Consider the following 20449-nt stretch of genomic DNA (forward strand, 5'->3'; position numbering starts at 1 on the left):
GAATTTGGTTAGTGGGCTAAAGCCGTTCCGGTATTTATTTGTATTGGATGATAAATATAGCCGTTTGCTAAGGTATTAAAAGTTTCAATCTGATTTGTTCCCCAATCCTGATCAGCTGATAATTCTTGTGCGAGGAGCGAGGCCACTTTAGGAGCCATATCTTTCGCTGCCTGCGCATCAATAAACAAAATGCGTAATCTCCTGCTTAAAATATCTTCTACAGTTTCGGCCATTTCGTTCCTTGCCGACCATACTACTTCGGCACAGGTGTAAGGAAAATCTTTGTGCAGTTTCTCAGCCAGATTAGGGTTTTCCTGTATCAATGCCTCTATTCTATCACGATCTGAACCAAAAATATCCAGATGATGATCTCCTTTTATATTGGTAGTACCATGGATTTTTAAATTCTCCGTTATACATGCTTTCGCTTCGAGGCCAGCATGTGAAATGGCGAGATCTACGGTTTCTTCGGCCATACGGCGGTAAGTAGTCCATTTTCCACCGGTAATGGTAATTAAGCCTTTTGCTGAAACCATTAATTTGTGGTCGCGGCTAATTTCTTTAGTGTTGTTGCCGCTGTTGTTCGTAGGTGCTGCAAGCGGTCTTAAACCAGAAAAAACGCTGAGGATATCTGTTTCCAGTGGCTTACGCTTAAAGTAACTGGTTGCGGTAGCCATAATAAAATCTACTTCTTCTTTTAAAGCTCTTGGTTCGAGGCTATGTTCATCTAAAGGAGTATCGGTTGTGCCCACAAGCAAATGTTCATGCCACGGAACGGCAAACAATACCCTTCCATCTGATGTTTTCGGGATCATCAATGCAGATTCGCTGTTTAAAAAGCTTTTATCCAGAACAATGTGAACCCCCTGACTCGGACGCACCAGTTTTTTTGCATTGGGGTTATTCATTTGTAAAATATCATCAACAAAAACACCTGTGGCATTAATTACAACTTTACCATGGTGTTTGGCTTTTTCTCCAGTGAGTACATCTTCGGTTTCAATACCGGTAACTACGTTGCCATCACTTTTTATTAAGGCAGTAACTTTGGTGTAGTTTAGTAAAACAGCTCCATTTTCTATAGCGGTTTGAGCAATATTGATGGCTAAACGGGCATCATCAAATTTTCCGTCGTAATATCTGATGCTTCCTTTTAAGCTCTTTTCTTTGATGCCTGGCATTATGCTCAAAGTCTCTTTTCTGCTGAAATATTTCGATTTTCCGAAACTGTATTTACCCGAAAGCCAATCGTACAATGTTAAACCGGCCAGGTATTTAATTACTGAAAACCAATTGTAGCAGGGGATGAGGAAGGCTTCTTTATCTACCAGATGTTTGGCATTTTGCTGCAAAAGGCCACGTTCTTTCAAAGCGTGCCTTACCAGGGCAATATCGCCCTGTGCTAAATAGCGTACGCCACCATGAACCAGTTTAGTACTTCGGCTGGATGTTCCTTTTGCAAAATCTGATTGTTCTACCAGTAAGGTCTTAAGTCCGCGGCTGGCAGCATCTAAGGCCGTGCCTAAACCGGTAGCCCCTCCACCAATAATAATCAGATCCCAATTGATGTTTTCGGCAAGTATATGTTGGTGTAATCTCTTCATTGGTCTCATCCGTTAATTACGAACCTCATGTTTAATTTGCTTTCGTTGTGTTTGTGAAAATAATAAAACGAAACAATACGCAATTATAAGGAATCGTAATCGAAATAATATAATAAGCGTATTAAAAATTTATTAAATATTTCTACAAAATATGCTAAAACCTGTTTTTATTGCTATTTTGCAGCTTCCTAATTAAATATGTTATGATGAATTTGGCTGAGAGACATCAGTTTATTTTAAGTCGCCTGCAACGTGACCAATACATTAATGTGGTTGATTTGTGTAAGGAACTGAAAGTCTCGTCTGTAACAATAAGAAAGGACTTAAAACTACTGGAAGATAAAAGCCTGCTTTTCAGAACACATGGTGGGGCAACTGTAAATAATCCATACACGGTTGACCGGCCGGTTAATGAGAAAGAGAAACTGCAATCAACCGAAAAGAATAAAATAGGTATCGCCGCCGCCGGCATGTTAAACGATAACGATTCGATTGTAATCGCCTCGGGTACAACAGTACTTTATTTTGCTAAAAATATTGCGCCTGCTACAAATTTAACAGTGGTTACTTCGGCATTGAATGTAGCACTTGAGCTAATGCGCGAACCTAGTATAGAAGTGATACAGTTAGGCGGTTTGCTCAGAAAAAGCTCATCGTCGGTAATGGGAGCCTATGCTGAACAGGTTTTGCAGGACTTCTATTTTAATAAACTGTTTTTAGGGGTTGATGGGATAGACCTTGATTTTGGTTTAACCACTACAAACGCTATGGAAGCCCATTTAAACCGAAAAATGATTGGTGCTTCGCAAAGGACTATTGTATTGGCCGATTCGACCAAATTTGGTAAAAGAGGCTTTGGGAAAATATGCGGTTTAGAAGAAATTGATCACATTATAACTGATAAAGGAATTTCTGATCAAATTGTAAAACATTTGGAGAGTTTAGGTGTTACTGTTACGATCGTATAGCGAAAACCATGCTAACGGTTAAACCAAAACATTATAATTTGAACATGGGAAAAAAAAGAATACACATTTTAGAGGATGATCAGGAGATCAGAAACGTTATCGAAATTCTGTTAAGCGATGAAGGATTTGAATTACAGCTTTCATCATCATTTGCCGAGTTAAAAAAGAATATCCAGGATGCAATGCCCGATCTTTTCCTGCTTGATGTGATGCTGCCTGATGGTAACGGTGCTGAAATATGCGAAGATTTAAAAACAGATATTTTCACCAAACATATCCCGATTATTGTAATGTCGGCACAAAACAACAGTGAACAGAAAGCCATTGATGCTTTTGCCGATGATTATATCAGTAAACCTTTTGATATTGATGATGTGCTGAAACGAATTAATGCACAACTACAAAAAAGTGCCGATAATAGCGTAAAAATATAACATCAACTGGCTACGGCTGCTTATAGCATTTAAAAGAAAAAGGTCAGGTTTGTAAACCTGACCTTTTTCTTTTTTAATTATGCTGGTTTTGCATCCGGCGTTTTGGTAAACATTACAAAACGCTTAGAATCGCCAATGCGCTGGGTTGCGGAGGCATTTGTGATAATGGCATAATCTTCGGTGTTTTTGTTAATGAAAACGCCTGCGCCAATGATATTGTGTGTACCAATAATAACATCTTCTTTCACGGCAGAATTTATCCCCAGGAATGAGTTATGGCCCACAGTTACATTGCCTGCCAGAATATTGCCCGAAAGCAATACATTGTTTTCGAGGGTGCAATGGTGGCCTATTCTCGATCCAATAAGCATACAGTTATTTCCAATCGCTACAAATGGTTGTATATCGCAGCATTGATCAATAAAAATATTGTGCCCCATTACTAAATCGGGCCATATATTGGCTTTAGATGAAATGTAATTGGCAAAATGATAACCAGCTTCGTTTACCTTATTATAAATGCTTTCTCTGGCGCTGTTTCTACCTATGGCAATATGCATTTTATTTGCATCCGGAGGGAAATCTTTTGTTACCTGAGCAAAGCTCAGAATAGGTAAGCCCAATAATGTACTTCCAGCCGGCGGTACATAAGCATCATCGACACAAAATGCCACAACATTATACGGGCTATCGTTCATAAACGAATAACCTATAAATTCGGCCATTTTCCCTGTTCCATAGATAATAACTTTCATAATTTAGTTTTTGGTGAATCACTAATTTATACATTAAATAGCCTTAATTGTTTGTTTAAACCCACACTGTACACTTATTGCATACCGCTGTTTACAGTTTTCACATTTGCGCAATCTGGTTGTTTTTGTACCCATATTTTGCAGGCTGGAGGCGCCTGCAGCCGATTGTTAATCGTTTTACAAGCTTTCAAAAGGGAACCAGCTAAATTAAACCAGGTTTATAACAATAAAAGTATTTTTCAGGGCCTGGATAAATAGCTGTATAGTAGGTTATACATCAATGCGAAAATGCCACAAAATCAGAATGGTAAGGGTTGAAATTGTACCCGCCACTGGTCTGAATTTTATAATATGGAAACAGTCAGCAGTAAATTTTAAGTGGCACCACTAAAAAAGCAAAAATTCGGGGAGTTTATTGTAGTATTAAACAGCTTTTTTAAATGTTAAATCATTTTCTGACGTTTTTTAGTTTTTTGCCTTCAAATTTTTCTTTAAAATAGCCCGTTTTTAACGAAAACAAACGTTTGTTTTTTTACATCTTTTGCGCCAAAAAATTCACAAATCATGTATAATTTATGGGTGCAGTTACTGGAATACTGTGTACGCTGTTTATTAATTATACAATTTAAATACAACCCCGTTTAGCCTATAAAACATTGGGGCATTATTGCATAGCTTAGTTCTCAATAAATCGAACCACAAACTCAAACATTACTTAAGCTATGAAGAAAGTAATATTATTTATCGCCATATATACTTGCCTTGCTACAGGCTGCGCTCCAAGAAGAGACTTAGTATATTTTAGTAACCTGGCTAAACAAACAAGCGAGGAAAAATTACCAGCTCAGGAAGTAAAAATACAACAGAACGATTTGTTAAGTGTAAGCATTAATAGCTTAAACCAGGAATCGAATGTATTGTTTGCTGTAAATACAAAAGTACCGAGCGCTGAGAACAATTATAAAGTAGAGGGTTACAGGGTTAGCAAAGACGGGATGATTAACCTACCTGTAGTTGGAAATGTAAGATTAGAAGGGTTGACCATTGAACAGGCACAGACAACCATCTCCAGAGAACTGGATAAATATGTTAAAAAGCCGGTGGTTGATATACAGCTGGTTAACTTTAAGGTAACTGTAATTGGAGAAGTAAACCGCCCGTCGAATTTTACGGTACAAGGTGATAACATTAACCTTTTACAAGCTTTGGGCTTAGCAGGTGATATGACCGTGTACGGCAAGCGCGATAATGTGCTGGTAATTAGAGAGCAAAACGGACAACGCGTAATGAAAAGACTTAACCTGAACAATCAGGATGTAATGAATTCTCCCTTCTTTTTCCTTAAACAGAATGATATCGTATATGTAGAGCCCGATAAATCGAAAGCCAGCGAGTACAGTACAAATACCCGCGTGATGCCACTCGTAATCGCTTCTATATCGGCAGTGGCAGTATTAATAACAGCTGTTTTAAAACAATAACGTCTCTTAAAATAACAAGAACATGTCTAAACAAATCATAAATGGTGGCGCAAAAGATTTTGCAGAAACTATGATAAGTTTTGCCAGAAACTGGCCCTATTTTCTACTGAGTATTGCCATTTGTATGGGTGCTGTATATGGTTTCTTATACATTACACCACCAAAATACAAGGTAACCAGCACATTGCTAATCTCTGATGACAAAAACGGTGCAGCCATGTCGAACAGTACTGCATTCAGCGACCTTAATATGTTTCAAACTGTTAAAACGGTTGATAACGAAATCGAGATCCTGAGATCGAGAGACCTGATTTTTAAAGTGTTGAAAAAACTGAACCTGGAAACTGCTTATTTTAAAAAAGAAGGTTTTAGGGAAAAAGAACTTTATGGTAAAACATCTCCGCTGGTGGTTACAGCTATTAGCTTAAAAAATGGTGCTTATGCCCGTAAAATCAACATTTCATATCTTGATGATATTTCATACATCATTCAGGATAGCCTGAATACCAACATTGTAAAGTATGGAGATACCCTGCACAATAAAAATTATGTTGTTAAAGTAGAGAAAGGTCCGGCATTTCAAAGAGAATTTGGCAAAATCAAAATCCAGTTTAAAAACCTTTACAAAATGACAGAAGCCTACAGTTTGGTTTCGTTAAAAATAGTACCGGTTGTGAAAGATGCAAACACCATTACCATTAGCTTAAACGATGTGGTACCACAAAGGGGAATTGATATTTTAAATGATTTGATTGAGACTTACAACATCAATAACGTTAACAATAAAAATACCATTGCCCGTAATACCATCCGTTTTATCGATAACAGACTCAAATACCTGGTTAGCGATTTATCAGGCACTGAAGAAGATGTAGAAAACTACAAGCAACAAAACCGTGTTACCGATATTAATATGGATGCGCAGATGAATGCTGCCCGTACCGGAGAATATAACCAGTTACTGGAAAACTCATCAGTGCAACTAAGAATACTATCTTCAATTGAAAGTTATTTCAGAGGTAAACAAAGCCAGTATGATCTCGCACCAAGCGCCATGGGCCTTAAAGACCCAATTTTAAATTCACTGATCTCTAAATTTAACGATTTACAGTTAGAGCGTAACAGGATGTTACGCACTGCAAACGCTGAAAATCCATTGGTTTTAAACCTCAATGAGCAGTTGGCTACATTAAAAACCAATATACTAGAAAATTTAAGCAGCATTAAACAAGGATTTGTAATTGAACGCAATAATTTAAGGGCCAATTACTCGCAGTATGATAGTAAAATCAAATCTGTGCCTACTATAGAACGCGGTTTACTGGAAAGAAGCCGTGAGCAAAGTGTAAAATCGGGACTATATAAATATCTGTTACAAAAAAGGGAGGAAACGGCTTTATCGCTCTCAGCCACCGTCCCTACCTCGCAGGTAGTAGATAAGCCGGCTTATAATACAACACCAGAAAGTCCGAAACAACCACTTTTATATTTGTGTAGCTTTATCCTTGGCTTCCTTGTACCAGCAGGTGCCATTTACATCAAAGGATTCTTCAATAACAAAGTACAGGATGCAAGTACAATTGAATTAACCGGAGCAAGAATGCTTGGTGAGCTTTCGCATAACCTCGATAAAAGCACCATTGTTTTTCAAAAAGACAACCGTTCTACCATATCCGAGTTGTTCAGGTATATCAGAATGAATTTAGGTTTGATGGCTGGCAATGGCGATAACAAAGTGATGCTGGTAACATCGAGTATGAAAGGAGAAGGTAAAACTTTCTTCAGCGTAAACCTGGCCACAACTTTAGGTATGTTAGATAAAAAAGTAGTGGTGCTCGAATTTGATTTAAGAAAACCTGACTTGTTGAATAAAGTAGGCTTAAAGCAAACCGTTGGTTTAACCGATTACCTGATTGATGATGCCGTATTTTTAGAAGACATTATCAAACCTACCAAGATATCGGAGCATATTTCGGTAATTGGTTGTGGCAAATCGCCCGAAAATCCAGCCGAAGTAATGATGAGCCCTAAAATGGATGCGCTCTTTGACGAGCTAAAAGATAGGTTTGATTATATCATCATCGATACATCGCCTGTTGGACAGGTTGCCGACGCCTTTAGCCTGGCCGAGTACGCAGATGTAAGCATTTACTTAGTAAGATACAACTATACCAATAAATACCAGCTGGCCATATTGAAAGATATTTGCGAGAATAACAAGCTTAAAAATCCGATGGTTGTTTTTAACGACGCCAAACGTGAGAAAAACCAGAAATACAGTTACGGGGGTTATGGTTATGCCATGGCAAACTAAAACAGCCTTATTTTACCCTGAATATCAAGAATACCTAGTACCCAATACCAAATAAACGTCCCCAAACGATTTAATTCTGTTTACCAGCTTATTGAACCACGTGCCCTAACTAAGCCCGGTTAAAAGTTCAGGCAGCTGTAAACTACTCACATTAGATTGCCCATTTGCCTTTTAAAGCATTACGGTTTTGAATAACAAAAAATAGTCATGTAAGTGATATAGCGAAGCTGTATCCGGCCTGCTAAAACAGTTCAACCTTAAAAAAAGCATTATTACTTACACCATGTAAGTGATATAGCGAAGCTGTACCAAAGGGGCTAAAAATTAAATCATAATCTCTATCAAATCATATGGAATCTAAAATTAACTACCGAGCCTCATTTGCAAAAAAATGGTTCGTAATCTACACCCGACCACGTTGGGAAAAAAAAGTGGATAAGCTCCTTCAGGAACAAGGATTTGAATCGTTCTGCCCAGTTAGAAATGTAGAAAACCAATGGGCCGACAGAAAGAAAATTGTTAGCCTGCCTCTTTTTACCGGATACGTTTTTGTGAAAATAGATGAAAGAGATGGATTTAAAGTTAGATACATACAAGGTGTACTCAACTTCATCAATTACATGGGCAAACCTGCAATCGTAAGAGATAGCGAAATAGAGCGCCTGAAACACATTATGGATGCCTATAATGATGTAGATGTAGTGAGTTTGAGCGGCGTATCAAAAGGCGATCGCGTAAGAATCAGCAACGGTCTTTTCCACAACCAGGAAGGAGAGGTGATCCAGATTCAGGGCAAACATGTACTCATGTCTTTTGATCATTTAGATTGTGCCGTAGTAACCCGAGTACCAATAAGCAACCTTACCTTAACTGTTAACCCACAACAACATTATGTATAATTCTGAAGATCAATTAAAAATGTCGGTAATCGGCTTAGGATACGTTGGTTTACCACTGGCAGTAGAATTTGCAAAAAAATACAAAGTATTCGGTTTCGATATTAATCAAAGCCGGATTGCAGAACTGAAAGCCGGCTACGACAATACGCTGGAAGTAAGCGAAGAAGCGCTAAATGAAGTGCTCACTTTCGAATGTACCACCTTACAAGGTTTGTATTGCACCAATGAGCTCGAAAAATTGCGTAGTTCTTCGGTTTATATCGTTACTGTACCCACACCGGTTGATAAAAATAACAGGCCCGATTTAAGCCCCTTGCTTAAAGCCAGCGCAGTAGTTGCAAAAGTTTTAAAGAAAGGCGATATCGTGGTGTACGAATCGACTGTTTACCCTGGTGTTACAGAAGATGAATGCGTACCGATTTTAGAAAAAGGATCGGGTTTGGTGTTTAACAAAGACTTTTTTGCAGGTTACTCACCAGAGCGCATTAACCCCGGCGATAAACAACATACAGTAGCCAATATTTTAAAAATTACCTCAGGTTCTACACCAGAGGCGGCCGAAAAAATTGATGCTTTATATCGTTCGGTAATTAATGCCGGTACTTACAAGGCTTCTTCTATTAAGGTAGCCGAAGCTGCGAAAGTAATCGAAAATGCCCAGCGCGATATCAATATTGCTTTTGTAAACGAGCTGGCCATGATATTTAACCAGATCGGTATCGATACGTCGGAAGTATTGGCAGCCGCAGGTACCAAATGGAACTTTTTAAACTTTAAGCCTGGCCTTGTAGGTGGACATTGTATCGGCGTAGATCCTTACTATTTAGCTCAAAAAGCGCAGGAAGCCGGCTATCATCCCGAAATTATTTTGGCTGGCCGACGGGTAAACGATGGCATGGGCAAATATGTAGCCGATCAGATTATTAAAAAAATGATCGCCAAAAACATCCACATTGTGGGGGCTGAGGTGCTTGTACTGGGCTTTACCTTTAAAGAAAACTGCCCGGATGTACGCAATACCAAGGTAATTGATATTGTTAGGCGTTTAGAAGAATACAAAGTAAATGTAACCATTCACGATCCCTGGGCAAATGCCGATCAGGCGAACCATAATTACGGAGTTATTTGCGAAAACGGTTCTTCAAAAATCAGGCGTTACGATGGGATAGTGCTGGCCGTAGCGCACCAGGAATTCGATAAATTGAATATTGCCGAATTGCGTAAACCAACCTGTGTAGTGTACGATATCAAATCAGTTTTACCACAATCAATGGAAACGGTTCGTTTGTAAAAGCCATGAGTTTAACATATAAAGCACGATCGGGCATTATATGGTCGATTGGGCAGCAGTTTAGTGTTAAATTCATAAACCTGTTCATTACCATTATTCTGGCCCGCTTATTAAGTCCGGCCGAATTTGGCTTAATCGCCATGCTCTCCATATTTATTGCCGTTGGCAACTCGTTAATGGATAGTGGCTTAACTTCGTCACTCATCCGTACACGAACAGCTGGCCAAAAAGATTACTCGACTATATTTTTTTTTAACCTGTTGGGGAGCCTTGTAGTTTATGGGGTGTTCTTCATTGCGGCTCCATTTATATCAGATTTTTACAGGCAGCCACAGCTCACCAATATTGTGAGGATTTATGGTTTAACCTTTTTAATTAATGCTTTCTTCAGCATCCAAAGTACGCTCTTAACCAAGGAAATGAAGTTTAAGCTCCAAACAATTATCCAGATTCCTTCCGTAATCCTGGGTGGCTGTTTGGGCATTTTCTTGGCTAAAAATGGTTATGGTACCTGGAGTTTAGTATGGATGAGCTTATTAAGCGCAACGGTATCAACCATTTTGCACTGGTTTTATTCAGATTGGAGGCCACGCTTGCTGTTCAGTAAAAAGAGTTTCAGGAAGCACTTTCATTTTGGTTATAAAATGACGCTTTCGGGGCTGCTCGATACCATCTATCAGAATTTATATACGGTAATTATTGGCCGTTTTTATGCCGCAACCCAACTAGGTTTTTATGCACGGGCAGATAGTTTGAGCCAGTTACCCATCGGCATTATTTCTACCGCAATTAATAAAGTTACCTATCCCATGTTTTCCAACATCAGCAACGATGATGTAAAGCTTAAAATGGTATACAAAAGGTTAATGCAGCAGGTTTTGTTCTGGAATGCGCCGATATTAATTTTTCTGGCATTGATTGCACAACCATTAATTTCGCTGCTTTTAACCGATAAATGGTTGCCATCTGTACCTTATTTCCAGATTTTATGCATTGCGGGGGTTTTGTATCCTTTACATGCCTACAACTTAAATATATTAAAGGTTAAGGGCCAAAGCGGACAGTTTTTAAAACTTGAAGTCGCAAAAAAAACACTGAGTGTTATTGGGATTATCTGTGTAATTCCATTCGGCATTATGGGGCTGTTATATTTTCAGTTGTTTTTTACAGTTTTTGCCTACTACATTAATTCTATTTACAGTGGCCGTTTAATCAATTATCCACTTAAAGAGCAACTTCACGATATAGCACCTATTTTAATGTTATCAAGTCTTTTAGGTTTAGCCTGTTACGGCTTAGATAACTGGTGTATGTCTCATTATCACATTAATAATTTTCTCCGGATTCTAGGCCTGAGCATTATTTACGCAGGCTTTTACCTGGGCATCAGTAATACCATCCGGTTGGCTGCCTTAACTGATTTTAAACAACTAATCCTTAAACAATGATACCTGTAACCAAACCCTTTTTGCCTAAGCAGGCAGATTTTAAAAGCTATGTAAGTAGCATTTGGGCCAGACAGTGGCTCACCAATAACGGACCATTGGTAAACGAACTGGAAATAAAGTTACAACAGTATTTGGCGCTCCCGCATTTACTTTACGTTACCAACGGTACAATAGCCCTGCAGCTGGCCATACAGGCCCTCGAAATTAAAGGCGAGGTAATTACCACACCTTTTTCTTTCGTAGCTACCACCAGTAGTATTGTTTGGCAGGGATGTACACCGGTATTTGTAGATATAGATGAGGAAACGCTTAACATCGATCCAAATAAAATTGAAGCCGCAATAACACCCAATACAACAGCGATTTTAGCTACACATGTATTTGGTAATCCCTGCGATATTGACGCCATAGACCGCATAGCAAAAAAACACAACTTAAAGGTTGTTTACGATGCAGCACATTGTTTTGGCACAAAATACAAAGGCAAATCGATTTTTGCCTATGGCGATGTAAGCACCACCAGTTTTCATGCTACCAAGCTCTTCCACACCATTGAAGGCGGTGCTGTATTTACACAAAACCCCGATATTTTAAAAAGGATGGCGCTGATGCGCAACTTTGGTTACAGCGGGGTAGATACTTTCTCCGAATTGGGGACCAATGCCAAAAACTCTGAATTTCATGCCGCAATGGGCTTATGCAACCTCAATTACATCGACCAGATATTGAGTAAACGCAAAGAGTTGTCTGAGCACTATACCATGCGTTTGAATAAAATTGATGCCCAGTTTCAGGTAGTACAACCAGATACAGATTTTAACTATGCATACTTTCCGGTAATTTTCAGGTCGGAAGAAATTATGCTCGATTGCATGAAACAGCTGGAACTGGTTCAGGTGTATTGCAGGAGGTACTTTTATCCATCACTATCGGCCTTACCATATATCGATAAGGTAAACATGCCTATCTGTGATTCAATTGCCCGTCGCATCATGTGCCTGCCACTATACCACACTTTAACCAGCGCCGACCAGGATCTGGTAGTTAGAATTATTTTAAGAACTCAAAATTACCGCAAAAAACAAGTTGTTAAACTGGCAGACTACGGTCACCTTGTAAATGGAAGCCAGGCGATTGCGGTAAATGGACGTTAATGTCATCATTTATTATGGAACCGAACCACAACGAAATCATGGTGAGCATTTTTTGCATCACCTATAACCACAGTAAATTTATAGCCAAAGCACTTGATGGTTTCCTGATGCAGCAATGCAATTTCAAAACTGAAATTATAATAGGCGACGATTGCTCTACAGATGGCACTGCTGAAATCATTGATGATTACGTGGCCAGGTATCCGGGCAGAATTAATCGCTTAAAAGCACCTAAAAACATCGGAGCCACACAAAACGTGATCCGTGTAGCGCTCGAAACCAAAGGAAAATACGTAGCCACCTGTGATGGCGACGATTATTGGACCGACCCGTACAAACTACAGAAACAGGTTGATTTTTTAGAAAACAATCCTGAATACGTAATGTGCTGTCACTACACCCGCGAAATAAATTTTGATGATACTGAGGTGTTTTACATGAACTTTAACCCGGTTCCTTTAAAGTATAGCTTTAGCGATTTGATCATTAATAAACAAGTAGAAACCTGTACGGCCACTATTGTTTACCGTAACATCGAACCGATTAAAGACCTGTATAGGAACGAATGGTTTTTAAAATGCCATGCATGCGATAAGTTTTTAAAACTTTACTGTACCTGGGTAACCGGTAAAAAACTTTATGTACTTCCAGAAGTAATGAGCTGTTACAGACGCCATCCAGGAGGTATATGGAGTCCGGTGTCTTATGTTCCGTTAAAGAAAATGCAATTAAGCGATTTTAATATTCTCATTAAAATTTTTACCTACACAGGTTTGCAGAAAATTAAGCTTTTGCATTTCTACTTAAAAAAATACTTCCTCTTCGAAGTGAAACATAAAACATTTGGAAACGCTTTCCAGACCATTAAAACGATAGTAAATTAATTCGAAATGGCTACTAAATTATGCTTCGTAATAAACAGCTTAGAAGGGGTGGAGCTGAAAGGGTAATTAGCAATCTGGCCAATCACTTTAGCAGCAAAGATTGCAGTGTTACAATCATTTGCCTCAATAAAGCTCAGGTTAAATACCACATCAATGAACAAGTTAAAATTGTGAGCCTGCTCGAAAGAGAAGACAGCCACAATAGCTTAAACAGAATTCGGTATGGCTTCTTAACTTTTTACAGACTACTTGTTTTATTAAAAAAGGAAAAGCCAAACTGTACCATCTGTTTTATGACATCGGCTAACATCTGGGCAGGTTTATGCTGCATGATTTTAGGTTTACCATATCTGGTTTCTGAAAGAACAACACCAGATGCCACTTTAAATCAGTACAATAAATTATTACAATGGTTTATATTTCATATTTATAGAAAATCAAAAGCGATTGTACTGCCGGCCTTTGGCATGTTTAATGGATTTAAGCGGATTAAGCAATTTGAAAAGCTGCATAATTTTAAAACGATATACAATCCAATCCATCAATTTGTAAAACCAAACCCTGGATCGGTTAACAATAAACCTTTTATCTTATCAGTAGGGAGGTTAAGCCACGAAAAAGGTTTTGATTTGTTGATTGATGCCTATAGTCGTTTACAATCATTGGATGTCGATCTCCTCATATCAGGCGAAGGACCTGAACGCTCAGCTTTAGAAGTCCAGATAGCAAATTTAAACCTCACCGGTAAAGTAAAGTTGATTGGTTTTAAATCTAATCCGCAGGATTACTACGCACAAGCTAGCGTTTTTGTACTCTCATCCCGAAATGAAGGTTACCCCAATGCGTTGGTAGAGGCTATGGGCATGGGTTGTGCCTGTGTAGCAGTGAATTGTGAATTTGGTCCCTCAGAAATTATTAACGATGGCGTAAATGGTTTTCTGGTAGAACAACTTGATGTATCAGCACTTTCAATGGCAATAGATAAACTATTAAATAACAGGGATCTAAAAAAACAATTTTCTGATAAAGCGAGGCTCATTAACGAAACCAATTCTATTGAAAGAATCTCGGCCAATTGGGAAGAATTAATACTGTCATGACCAAAAAAATAATGTTTCTCTTTTTGTTGTTTGGCTATGTTTATGCAACAACATTCAACATCTTTATGACAGGGATTTTCAGGATCCCTGCACCTGTGGTTTTTCTGGCTCCGCTTATTTATTTCTACCGGACAGAAATCACCCGCTTCTCATACGGTAAAGAACTGCTGGTATTTTTTATAGCCGCGATGTTTTTTTATCTGATTGGGCAGGCCGATATTACAAGCTTTTTTGCCCTGTTGATAGTAGCTGGTTGCTTTGCTTTACTGTTTAACTACGTTATAGGTACCAATATACAGCGCATGAATATTGCCGTTGGCTTTTTCTTCGGTGTTTTATTGCTCTCAGGGCTGATCATGTTTATAGATCACGAATACAATATGGCGCCAATCAGATCACTTTTGGTACAGGAAGATGTACTACAGGCGCCAGCAGGTATATCGACCACCATTTTTACCTTTGGCTACCAGATGGCTGCATTAACACCTTTTATGGTGGTAAACGCGGTACTCTTTAAAAGAAGCTGGCTGCTTAACCTGCTGTTATTCGGCTTGTCTATGTGCCTCATTTTCTTTGGTATGCAACGATCGGTTATGGTTGCCTTTGCAGTAGTGGTAGGTTTGTTTTTCTTAAGCTATTACAAATTCAAGTCGGTTTTACTATTCGGTTTGCTGGCAGGCATGTTCTTTATTGCGCAAAGCTCGCTCGAACAGTTTTCGGGCGATAAAAAACAACAGAACATATTAAACAAGAGTGCCGAAAACGCGAGGGGAAAGAAGAACGGGGCGATTTGATGGGCGAAAATATACAGATCATTGCCGACTATCCTTTTGGTTTGCTTTTTTACGGTAAAACCTGGAACGATGTAGTACAGCATAACTTTGTGTATAAAAAAGGCCCTGTTGTAATTACCTCACACAATGCCTATTTGATGTTTATCACTTACCTGGGCCCATTGCTCGGCTTTATTTTACTCATTTTATTGTACCATAAAGTCGGGAAGGTAATTTTTTATGCTTTTCTGCATGTCAAGGATAAGAAAAACGCACTGCTCGTTTGTTTATGCTGCTCCTTTGTAGCCATATCCATTAACTCATTTTTCCATAACGAGTGGCTTCTGGCTACGAGTGGGCCCACCTTGTTTCTATACTTTGCCATTTTACAGCTCTCCAAAATCAAAATGGAAGACCCCATTTTGGTTCAATACAATTAACGGTTTAGGCATCCTGCATCCCGGCGGACCTTTTTAGCACACAATTAAATTTATGATTATGAATATTCCATTTTCTCCACCGTTTATCGATCAATCAGTGGTTGATCAGGTATTAGACACCCTTAACAACAAATGGATTACCACAGGGCCAAAGGTTAAAGCCCTTGAGCAGGAAGTAAAGGTAATTACAGGTACAGATGAGGTGATTTGTGTAAATTCCTGGACATCGGGAGCCATTTTGATGTTAAAATGGTTTGGCGTTAAAGCAGGCGACGAAGTGATTGTGCCGGCTTACACTTACAGCGCTACTGCACTGGCAGTTTTACATTGCGGCGCAACACCGGTTATGGTCGATGTACTGGAAGATTTTAATATCGATCCGGAAAAAGTAAGGGCAGCAATAACTTCCAGAACCAAAGCCATTATTGCGGTTGATATTGCAGGCTGGCCTTGCGATTACGCAGCACTGAAAGCAGTAATTAGCGATCCCCGCATTCAGAAAAAATTCAGGTGCGCTTCTGATAAACAATCACTGTTAAACAGGATATTGTTGATTTCTGATGCGGCACATTCAATTGGCAGCACCTACCTAAACAAACCAGCAGCTCAAAACTGCGATGTAACCATATTCTCGTTCCATGCAGTAAAAAATATTACTACGGCCGAAGGTGGTGCCATTTGCCTTAACCTTCCAACTCAGTTCGATCATGAAGCAGAATATGCTTATTTAAAAATGTATACACTTAACGGGCAAAACAAAGATGCATTATCGAAATCAAGAGGTGCCGGCTGGCGTTACGATATCCTTTTTCAGGGACTCAAAATAAACATGCCTGATATCTGTGCAGCCATTGGCCTGGCGCAGCTCAGAAAATATGATAATGATTTGTTACCGCAACGTAAAGCCATTGCCAAAAAATATTTTGAAGGCTTTCAGGATCAGGATTGGTTTATCAGCCCACCGCTGGTAAGCACACAAAGAGAATCTTGCTACCATCTTTTTCCCTTAAGGGTTAAAGGTTTAAGCGAAGAACAAAGAGATCAGATTATCGACGATCTGGCGGCGCTTGGAATAGCTACAAACGTTCATTTTATACCCATGCCCATGCTTACACTCTTTAAAAATATGGGTTATAAAATTGAAGACTATCCAATGGCTTACCAAAATTATGCCTGCGAAATTTCACTCCCCATTTATCCCCAGTTAACACAGTCTGAAATTGATTTTATTATCCCTTCGGTAATTAGTTGCGTTCAGATTCAGTTAAACAGAAATATCAAAGTAATCGAAACTAACGTGGTTGAACTTAAACAAATGGCCGTAGCATCATGAAAACAGATAAAAAAAGAGTATTCGATGTTGTATTTGCAACCTTGTGCCTAATTCTATTTAGCCCGCTTTTAATATTGATCGCTATCGTGATCAAACTCGATTCGAAAGGGCCTGTTATTTTTAAACAAATCAGGGTGGGGCGAAACATGAAAGATTTTCACCTGATCAAATTTAGAACCATGAAGGTGGTACAGAGCAACAACAGCTTGCTCACCATCGGTAACCACGATAACCGTATAACCAAAATCGGCTATTGGCTAAGAAAATACAAGCTTGATGAATTACCTCAGCTGTTAAATGTTTTAAAAGGGCAGATGAGCTTTGTTGGACCACGACCTGAAGTAAGAAAATATGTAAATATGTACAGTGAAGAACAACGGTACGTATTATCTATCAAACCAGGTATTACCGATTGGGCCTCAGTTGAGTTTTGTAATGAAAACGAGCTTTTACAACATGCCGAAGATCCTGAGAATTATTATATCGAACGGATCATCCCAGCTAAAATAAAGCAGAATATGCGCTACATCAGGCAGCATGATATTTTCACCGATTTTAAGATTATCTGGTTAACGTTAAACAGAATTGTAATTAACTAAAAAGATATGTCGGCGCTCCAACAAACCATTAATGAAGAAGTTAAAGTCAGGAAAAAAGTTTTTTTTGTACTGAGCTCCTTAACTTCCGGAGGATCTGAAAGGGTTTTCTGGAACCTTGCCCAGGGCTTTAACAAAGATAAATTCGAGATCACCATTGTTATACTTGATTCTACAGTAAACTGCTTTTCGATGGATCTGGATGGTGTGAGGTTTATTGATCTTAAAACCAAAAAAGCCTCACGATCTTTCTTTGCCTTATATGCAGTATTAAAACGCGAAGAACCCTATGCCGTTTTCTCTACCACCGATCACATCAACATCCTGGTTTCGCTGGTAGGCAGGTTCTTAAATATTCCGATGCTGATTGCGCGGGCTTCAAACATCCCGCACGAACAACGTTTATTTGAAGGTTTTAAATCTAAATTTTACGAACTTTTTGCAAGTGCAAGCTACAAAGGCTATAAACAAATTGTTTGCCAGTCTGACGAGATGAAACAATCGCTGATCGACACCTACAATGTCGATCAGAATTTAATCAAAGTAATTGCCAACCCAGTACTGCAATCCAACAAACTTAAAGGAGCCAAAACACCGGTAAAAATTTACAAATTATTGGTTGTAGCCCGTTTCGCTTTAGAAAAAGGTTTAGACCGGCTGGTGGAGATTATGGCTGGTTTGCCCGATAATTACCACCTCGATTTTGTAGGCACAGGCGTACTTAGAGATAAAATTGCCCAACAGATTAGCGATATGCAGCTTGACCACAGGCTTAAAATACTCGGCGAAATTAAAAATATCCACGAAGTAATGGTTCAGCACGATTTAATGGTGCTTAGCTCACATACCGAGGGTTTTCCGAATGTGGTACTAGAAGCGCTTACTGTAGGCTTACCTGTGGTTACCTTCAAAGTAAGTGGCATACCTGGTTTAATTATCGATGGTTTTAACGGTTATGTAATTGCACAAGGTGACTTAGAAGACTTCCGTCAGAAAATTATCCGGGCCTGTACAACCGATAACTGGAACCCGAAGCCATCAGGCAAAATGTATATCAAAAATGTGCGCTCGATAAAATTAGCGCCGAGTACGAAGAATTAATCAGTTAACAACTCAAAAAATTAAAGTTATGTGTGGAATATATGGTGCTACTATACCTTACTCAGACGGTGTTATCCGTGAGAAAATGGCAAGGATTAACTTTCGCGGACCAGATTATACTGGTATTCAACGTTATAACCAGGTTGTTTTTGCGCATAACCGCTTAGCCATTATCGATCTGGATGCACGGTCTAATCAACCTTTTTCCTATCTGCACCTGCATATCGTTTTTAACGGAGAAATATACAATTACAAAGATATCAGAAAAGAGCTGGAGGCTAAGCATTATCAGTTTAGAACCAGTTCCGATACCGAAGTGATCTGCGCAGCCTACCTCGAATACGGGGCCGAATGCCTTAAACGCTTTAACGGAATGTATGCCTTTGTAATTTACGATACACTTAAAAACGAACTTTTTGGTGCCCGCGATCGTTTTGGTAAAAAACCTTTTTACTACGCACACGAACATGGTACTTTCGAATTTGCCAGTCAGCCTTCGCAAATCAGTATCGATCGAGATTTAAGTGTTGATGAGGATGCCATTAGCCAGTACCTGATTTGGGGCTATGTACCCGAACCACAATCCATCTGGCAAAATGTAAAACAGTTACCGGCTGCTCATTACTTTACTTACGATATCAAAAGTGATAAACTTAAAATTACCGAATACTGGACATTAGATTATGGCTGGAAAAACAAATTTACCGGCAGTTACGAAGAGGCCAAAGAAGCTTTAGAGCTGATTATTGCCGATGCCGTTAAAATCAGAATGAATGCTGATGTGCCGCTCGGGGTATTTCTTTCGGGTGGTATAGATTCTTCGCTGGTTGCCGCTTTGGCCACCAAAGAAATCGATCATGTAAAAACCTTTTCTATTAAATTTAACGAAAAGGGATTTGACGAGAGTGCCTATGCCAACCAGGTAGCCAAACATTTAGGTACCGATCATCATACCATAGAGTGCAATTACGACGATGGTATTCAGCTGATTGAAAACTTTAACCGCTACTACGACGAACCTTTTGCCGATTCGAGCGCTATACCTACCATGCTGTTAAGCAAAAGTACCCGCGCGCATGTTACCGTTGCTTTAAGTGGCGATGCCGGCGATGAAGCTTTTTTAGGATATCACCGTTATAAATGGATTAAACAGGTAAGTAGTTTATTTTATGCCCCGCATGCAGTTAGAAAAGCATTTGCAGGCTTAATTAACCAGTCGCCAAGTTACAGGCACAAACTTATTGCTATGGGTATTTCTATGGAAGACGTAGAAAAGCTTTACGTAAAAATGTTCGGCAATATGGAAAACTCCTGGGTAAAACAACCCGATCTGGCCAAGTACAATCCGCTGATGCATATTTTAACCAATCCATCTAAACCTTTATTAGAACGGGTTTCTGATTTCGATATTAAAACTTACCTCAACGGCGATATCAATACCAAGGTAGATCGCGCATCGATGGCCTTTTCATTAGAATCGCGCTCACCTTTAATGGATTACCGTGTGATAGAGTTTTCTCGCACATTGCCAACGCAATTTAAGTACAGTAGCGGCAACCAAAAACGGATCTTAAAAGATCTTTTGTTTCAGCATGTACCTGCGCACATTTTCGACAGGCCTAAAGCAGGTTTTACCATGCCATTCCAAAACTGGTTCAGAAATGAACTTAAAGATTATGTAATGGATAACCTATCGGCCGATAACTTAAAAAACATACCTGGTATTCATATTAAAAGAACGCAGGAAATTATTAACGAGCATATGACAGGGAAGTGGAACCGTTATCCTCAAATCTGGAAATTGCTGGTACTATCGCAATGGCTCATTAAGAATAAAACAAACGCTAAAAAAATCTCACTAGTCGCATAACAAC

Annotated in this window: 18 protein-coding genes; 16 read left to right on the forward strand and 2 right to left on the reverse strand. The window is 39.1% G+C overall.

The annotated features are described in order from the left end of the window. Positions 1–8 precede the first annotated feature (8 nt). Positions 9–1613, reverse strand: a complete 1605-nt coding sequence (locus tag G7074_RS22530) for a glycerol-3-phosphate dehydrogenase/oxidase (protein WP_370526560.1) — start codon at positions 1611–1613, stop codon at positions 9–11. A 194-nt stretch (positions 1614–1807) separates the two neighbouring features. Between G7074_RS22530 and G7074_RS22535 the strand changes: the two genes are divergently transcribed. Together G7074_RS22535 and G7074_RS22540 are read left to right on the forward strand one after the other, a co-directional pair. After that, on the forward strand, positions 1808–2572 hold the full coding sequence (locus tag G7074_RS22535; protein WP_124560294.1) for a DeoR/GlpR family DNA-binding transcription regulator: 765 nt from the start codon (positions 1808–1810) through the stop codon (positions 2570–2572). 44 nt (positions 2573–2616) lie between these two features. Next, on the forward strand, positions 2617–3006 hold the full coding sequence (locus G7074_RS22540; protein WP_124560293.1) for a response regulator transcription factor: 390 nt from the start codon (positions 2617–2619) through the stop codon (positions 3004–3006). Positions 3007–3083: 77 nt separating this feature from the next. Here G7074_RS22540 and G7074_RS22545 read toward each other — a convergent pair whose 3' ends face one another. Next, on the reverse strand, positions 3084–3761 hold the full coding sequence (locus tag G7074_RS22545; RefSeq protein ID WP_124560292.1) for an acetyltransferase: 678 nt from the start codon (positions 3759–3761) through the stop codon (positions 3084–3086). Positions 3762–4483: 722 nt separating this feature from the next. Between G7074_RS22545 and G7074_RS22550 the strand changes: the two genes are divergently transcribed. The 14 genes from G7074_RS22550 to asnB all read left to right on the forward strand — a co-directional run bounded on the left by G7074_RS22550 (position 4484) and on the right by asnB (position 20445). After that, a complete protein-coding gene (locus tag G7074_RS22550) occupies positions 4484–5242 on the forward strand; it encodes a polysaccharide biosynthesis/export family protein (RefSeq protein ID WP_166211477.1) in 759 nt (252 codons plus the stop codon). A gap of 22 nt (positions 5243–5264) precedes the next feature. Then, positions 5265–7556: a polysaccharide biosynthesis tyrosine autokinase gene (locus G7074_RS22555; protein WP_124560290.1), complete on the forward strand. Its 2292-nt coding sequence runs from the start codon at positions 5265–5267 to the stop codon at positions 7554–7556. Between the two features lie 350 nt (positions 7557–7906). Continuing rightward, the gene (locus tag G7074_RS22560) at positions 7907–8455 is read left to right on the forward strand and encodes a UpxY family transcription antiterminator (protein ID WP_124560289.1); all 549 of its coding nucleotides are present in this window, start codon (positions 7907–7909) and stop codon (positions 8453–8455) included. Next, a complete protein-coding gene (locus G7074_RS22565; RefSeq protein ID WP_166211480.1) occupies positions 8448–9746 on the forward strand; it encodes a nucleotide sugar dehydrogenase in 1299 nt (432 codons plus the stop codon). The genes G7074_RS22560 and G7074_RS22565 overlap by 8 nt, the downstream gene beginning before the upstream one ends. Positions 9747–9751: 5 nt before the next feature. Beyond that, the gene (locus tag G7074_RS22570; protein WP_124560287.1) at positions 9752–11194 is read left to right on the forward strand and encodes a lipopolysaccharide biosynthesis protein; all 1443 of its coding nucleotides are present in this window, start codon (positions 9752–9754) and stop codon (positions 11192–11194) included. Continuing rightward, positions 11191–12348 (forward strand): DegT/DnrJ/EryC1/StrS aminotransferase family protein, encoded by a 1158-nt coding sequence (locus G7074_RS22575; RefSeq protein ID WP_166211483.1) that lies wholly within the window; start codon positions 11191–11193, stop codon positions 12346–12348. Before G7074_RS22570 ends, G7074_RS22575 begins: the two co-directional genes overlap by 4 nt. Then, the gene (locus G7074_RS22580) at positions 12348–13232 is read left to right on the forward strand and encodes a glycosyltransferase (protein ID WP_124560285.1); all 885 of its coding nucleotides are present in this window, start codon (positions 12348–12350) and stop codon (positions 13230–13232) included. The genes G7074_RS22575 and G7074_RS22580 overlap by 1 nt, the downstream gene beginning before the upstream one ends. 20 nt (positions 13233–13252) lie before the next feature. After that, the gene (locus G7074_RS22585; protein ID WP_166211485.1) at positions 13253–14332 is read left to right on the forward strand and encodes a glycosyltransferase family 4 protein; all 1080 of its coding nucleotides are present in this window, start codon (positions 13253–13255) and stop codon (positions 14330–14332) included. Next, positions 14329–15126: a hypothetical protein gene (locus G7074_RS22590; RefSeq protein WP_166211488.1), complete on the forward strand. Its 798-nt coding sequence runs from the start codon at positions 14329–14331 to the stop codon at positions 15124–15126. The genes G7074_RS22585 and G7074_RS22590 overlap by 4 nt, the downstream gene beginning before the upstream one ends. Continuing rightward, complete coding sequence (locus G7074_RS22595; RefSeq protein ID WP_166211490.1) at positions 15126–15545, forward strand: hypothetical protein; 420 nt, start codon at positions 15126–15128, stop codon at positions 15543–15545. Before G7074_RS22590 ends, G7074_RS22595 begins: the two co-directional genes overlap by 1 nt. 58 nt (positions 15546–15603) lie before the next feature. Then, entirely contained in the window at positions 15604–16878 is a 1275-nt protein-coding gene (locus G7074_RS22600) for a DegT/DnrJ/EryC1/StrS aminotransferase family protein (protein WP_124560282.1), read from the forward strand. Beyond that, positions 16875–17477, forward strand: coding sequence for a sugar transferase (locus tag G7074_RS22605; protein ID WP_124560281.1), 603 nt, complete (start codon positions 16875–16877; stop codon positions 17475–17477). The genes G7074_RS22600 and G7074_RS22605 overlap by 4 nt, the downstream gene beginning before the upstream one ends. A gap of 6 nt (positions 17478–17483) precedes the next feature. Further along, positions 17484–18575 (forward strand): glycosyltransferase, encoded by a 1092-nt coding sequence (locus G7074_RS22610; RefSeq protein WP_166211493.1) that lies wholly within the window; start codon positions 17484–17486, stop codon positions 18573–18575. A gap of 28 nt (positions 18576–18603) precedes the next feature. Beyond that, positions 18604–20445 (forward strand): asparagine synthase (glutamine-hydrolyzing), encoded by a 1842-nt coding sequence (asnB, locus tag G7074_RS22615; RefSeq protein WP_124560279.1) that lies wholly within the window; start codon positions 18604–18606, stop codon positions 20443–20445. Positions 20446–20449 lie beyond the last annotated feature (4 nt).

Origin of the sequence: Pedobacter sp. HDW13 (assembly GCF_011303555.1) — a bacterium.
Taxonomy (GTDB): Bacteria; Bacteroidota; Bacteroidia; order Sphingobacteriales; family Sphingobacteriaceae; genus Pedobacter.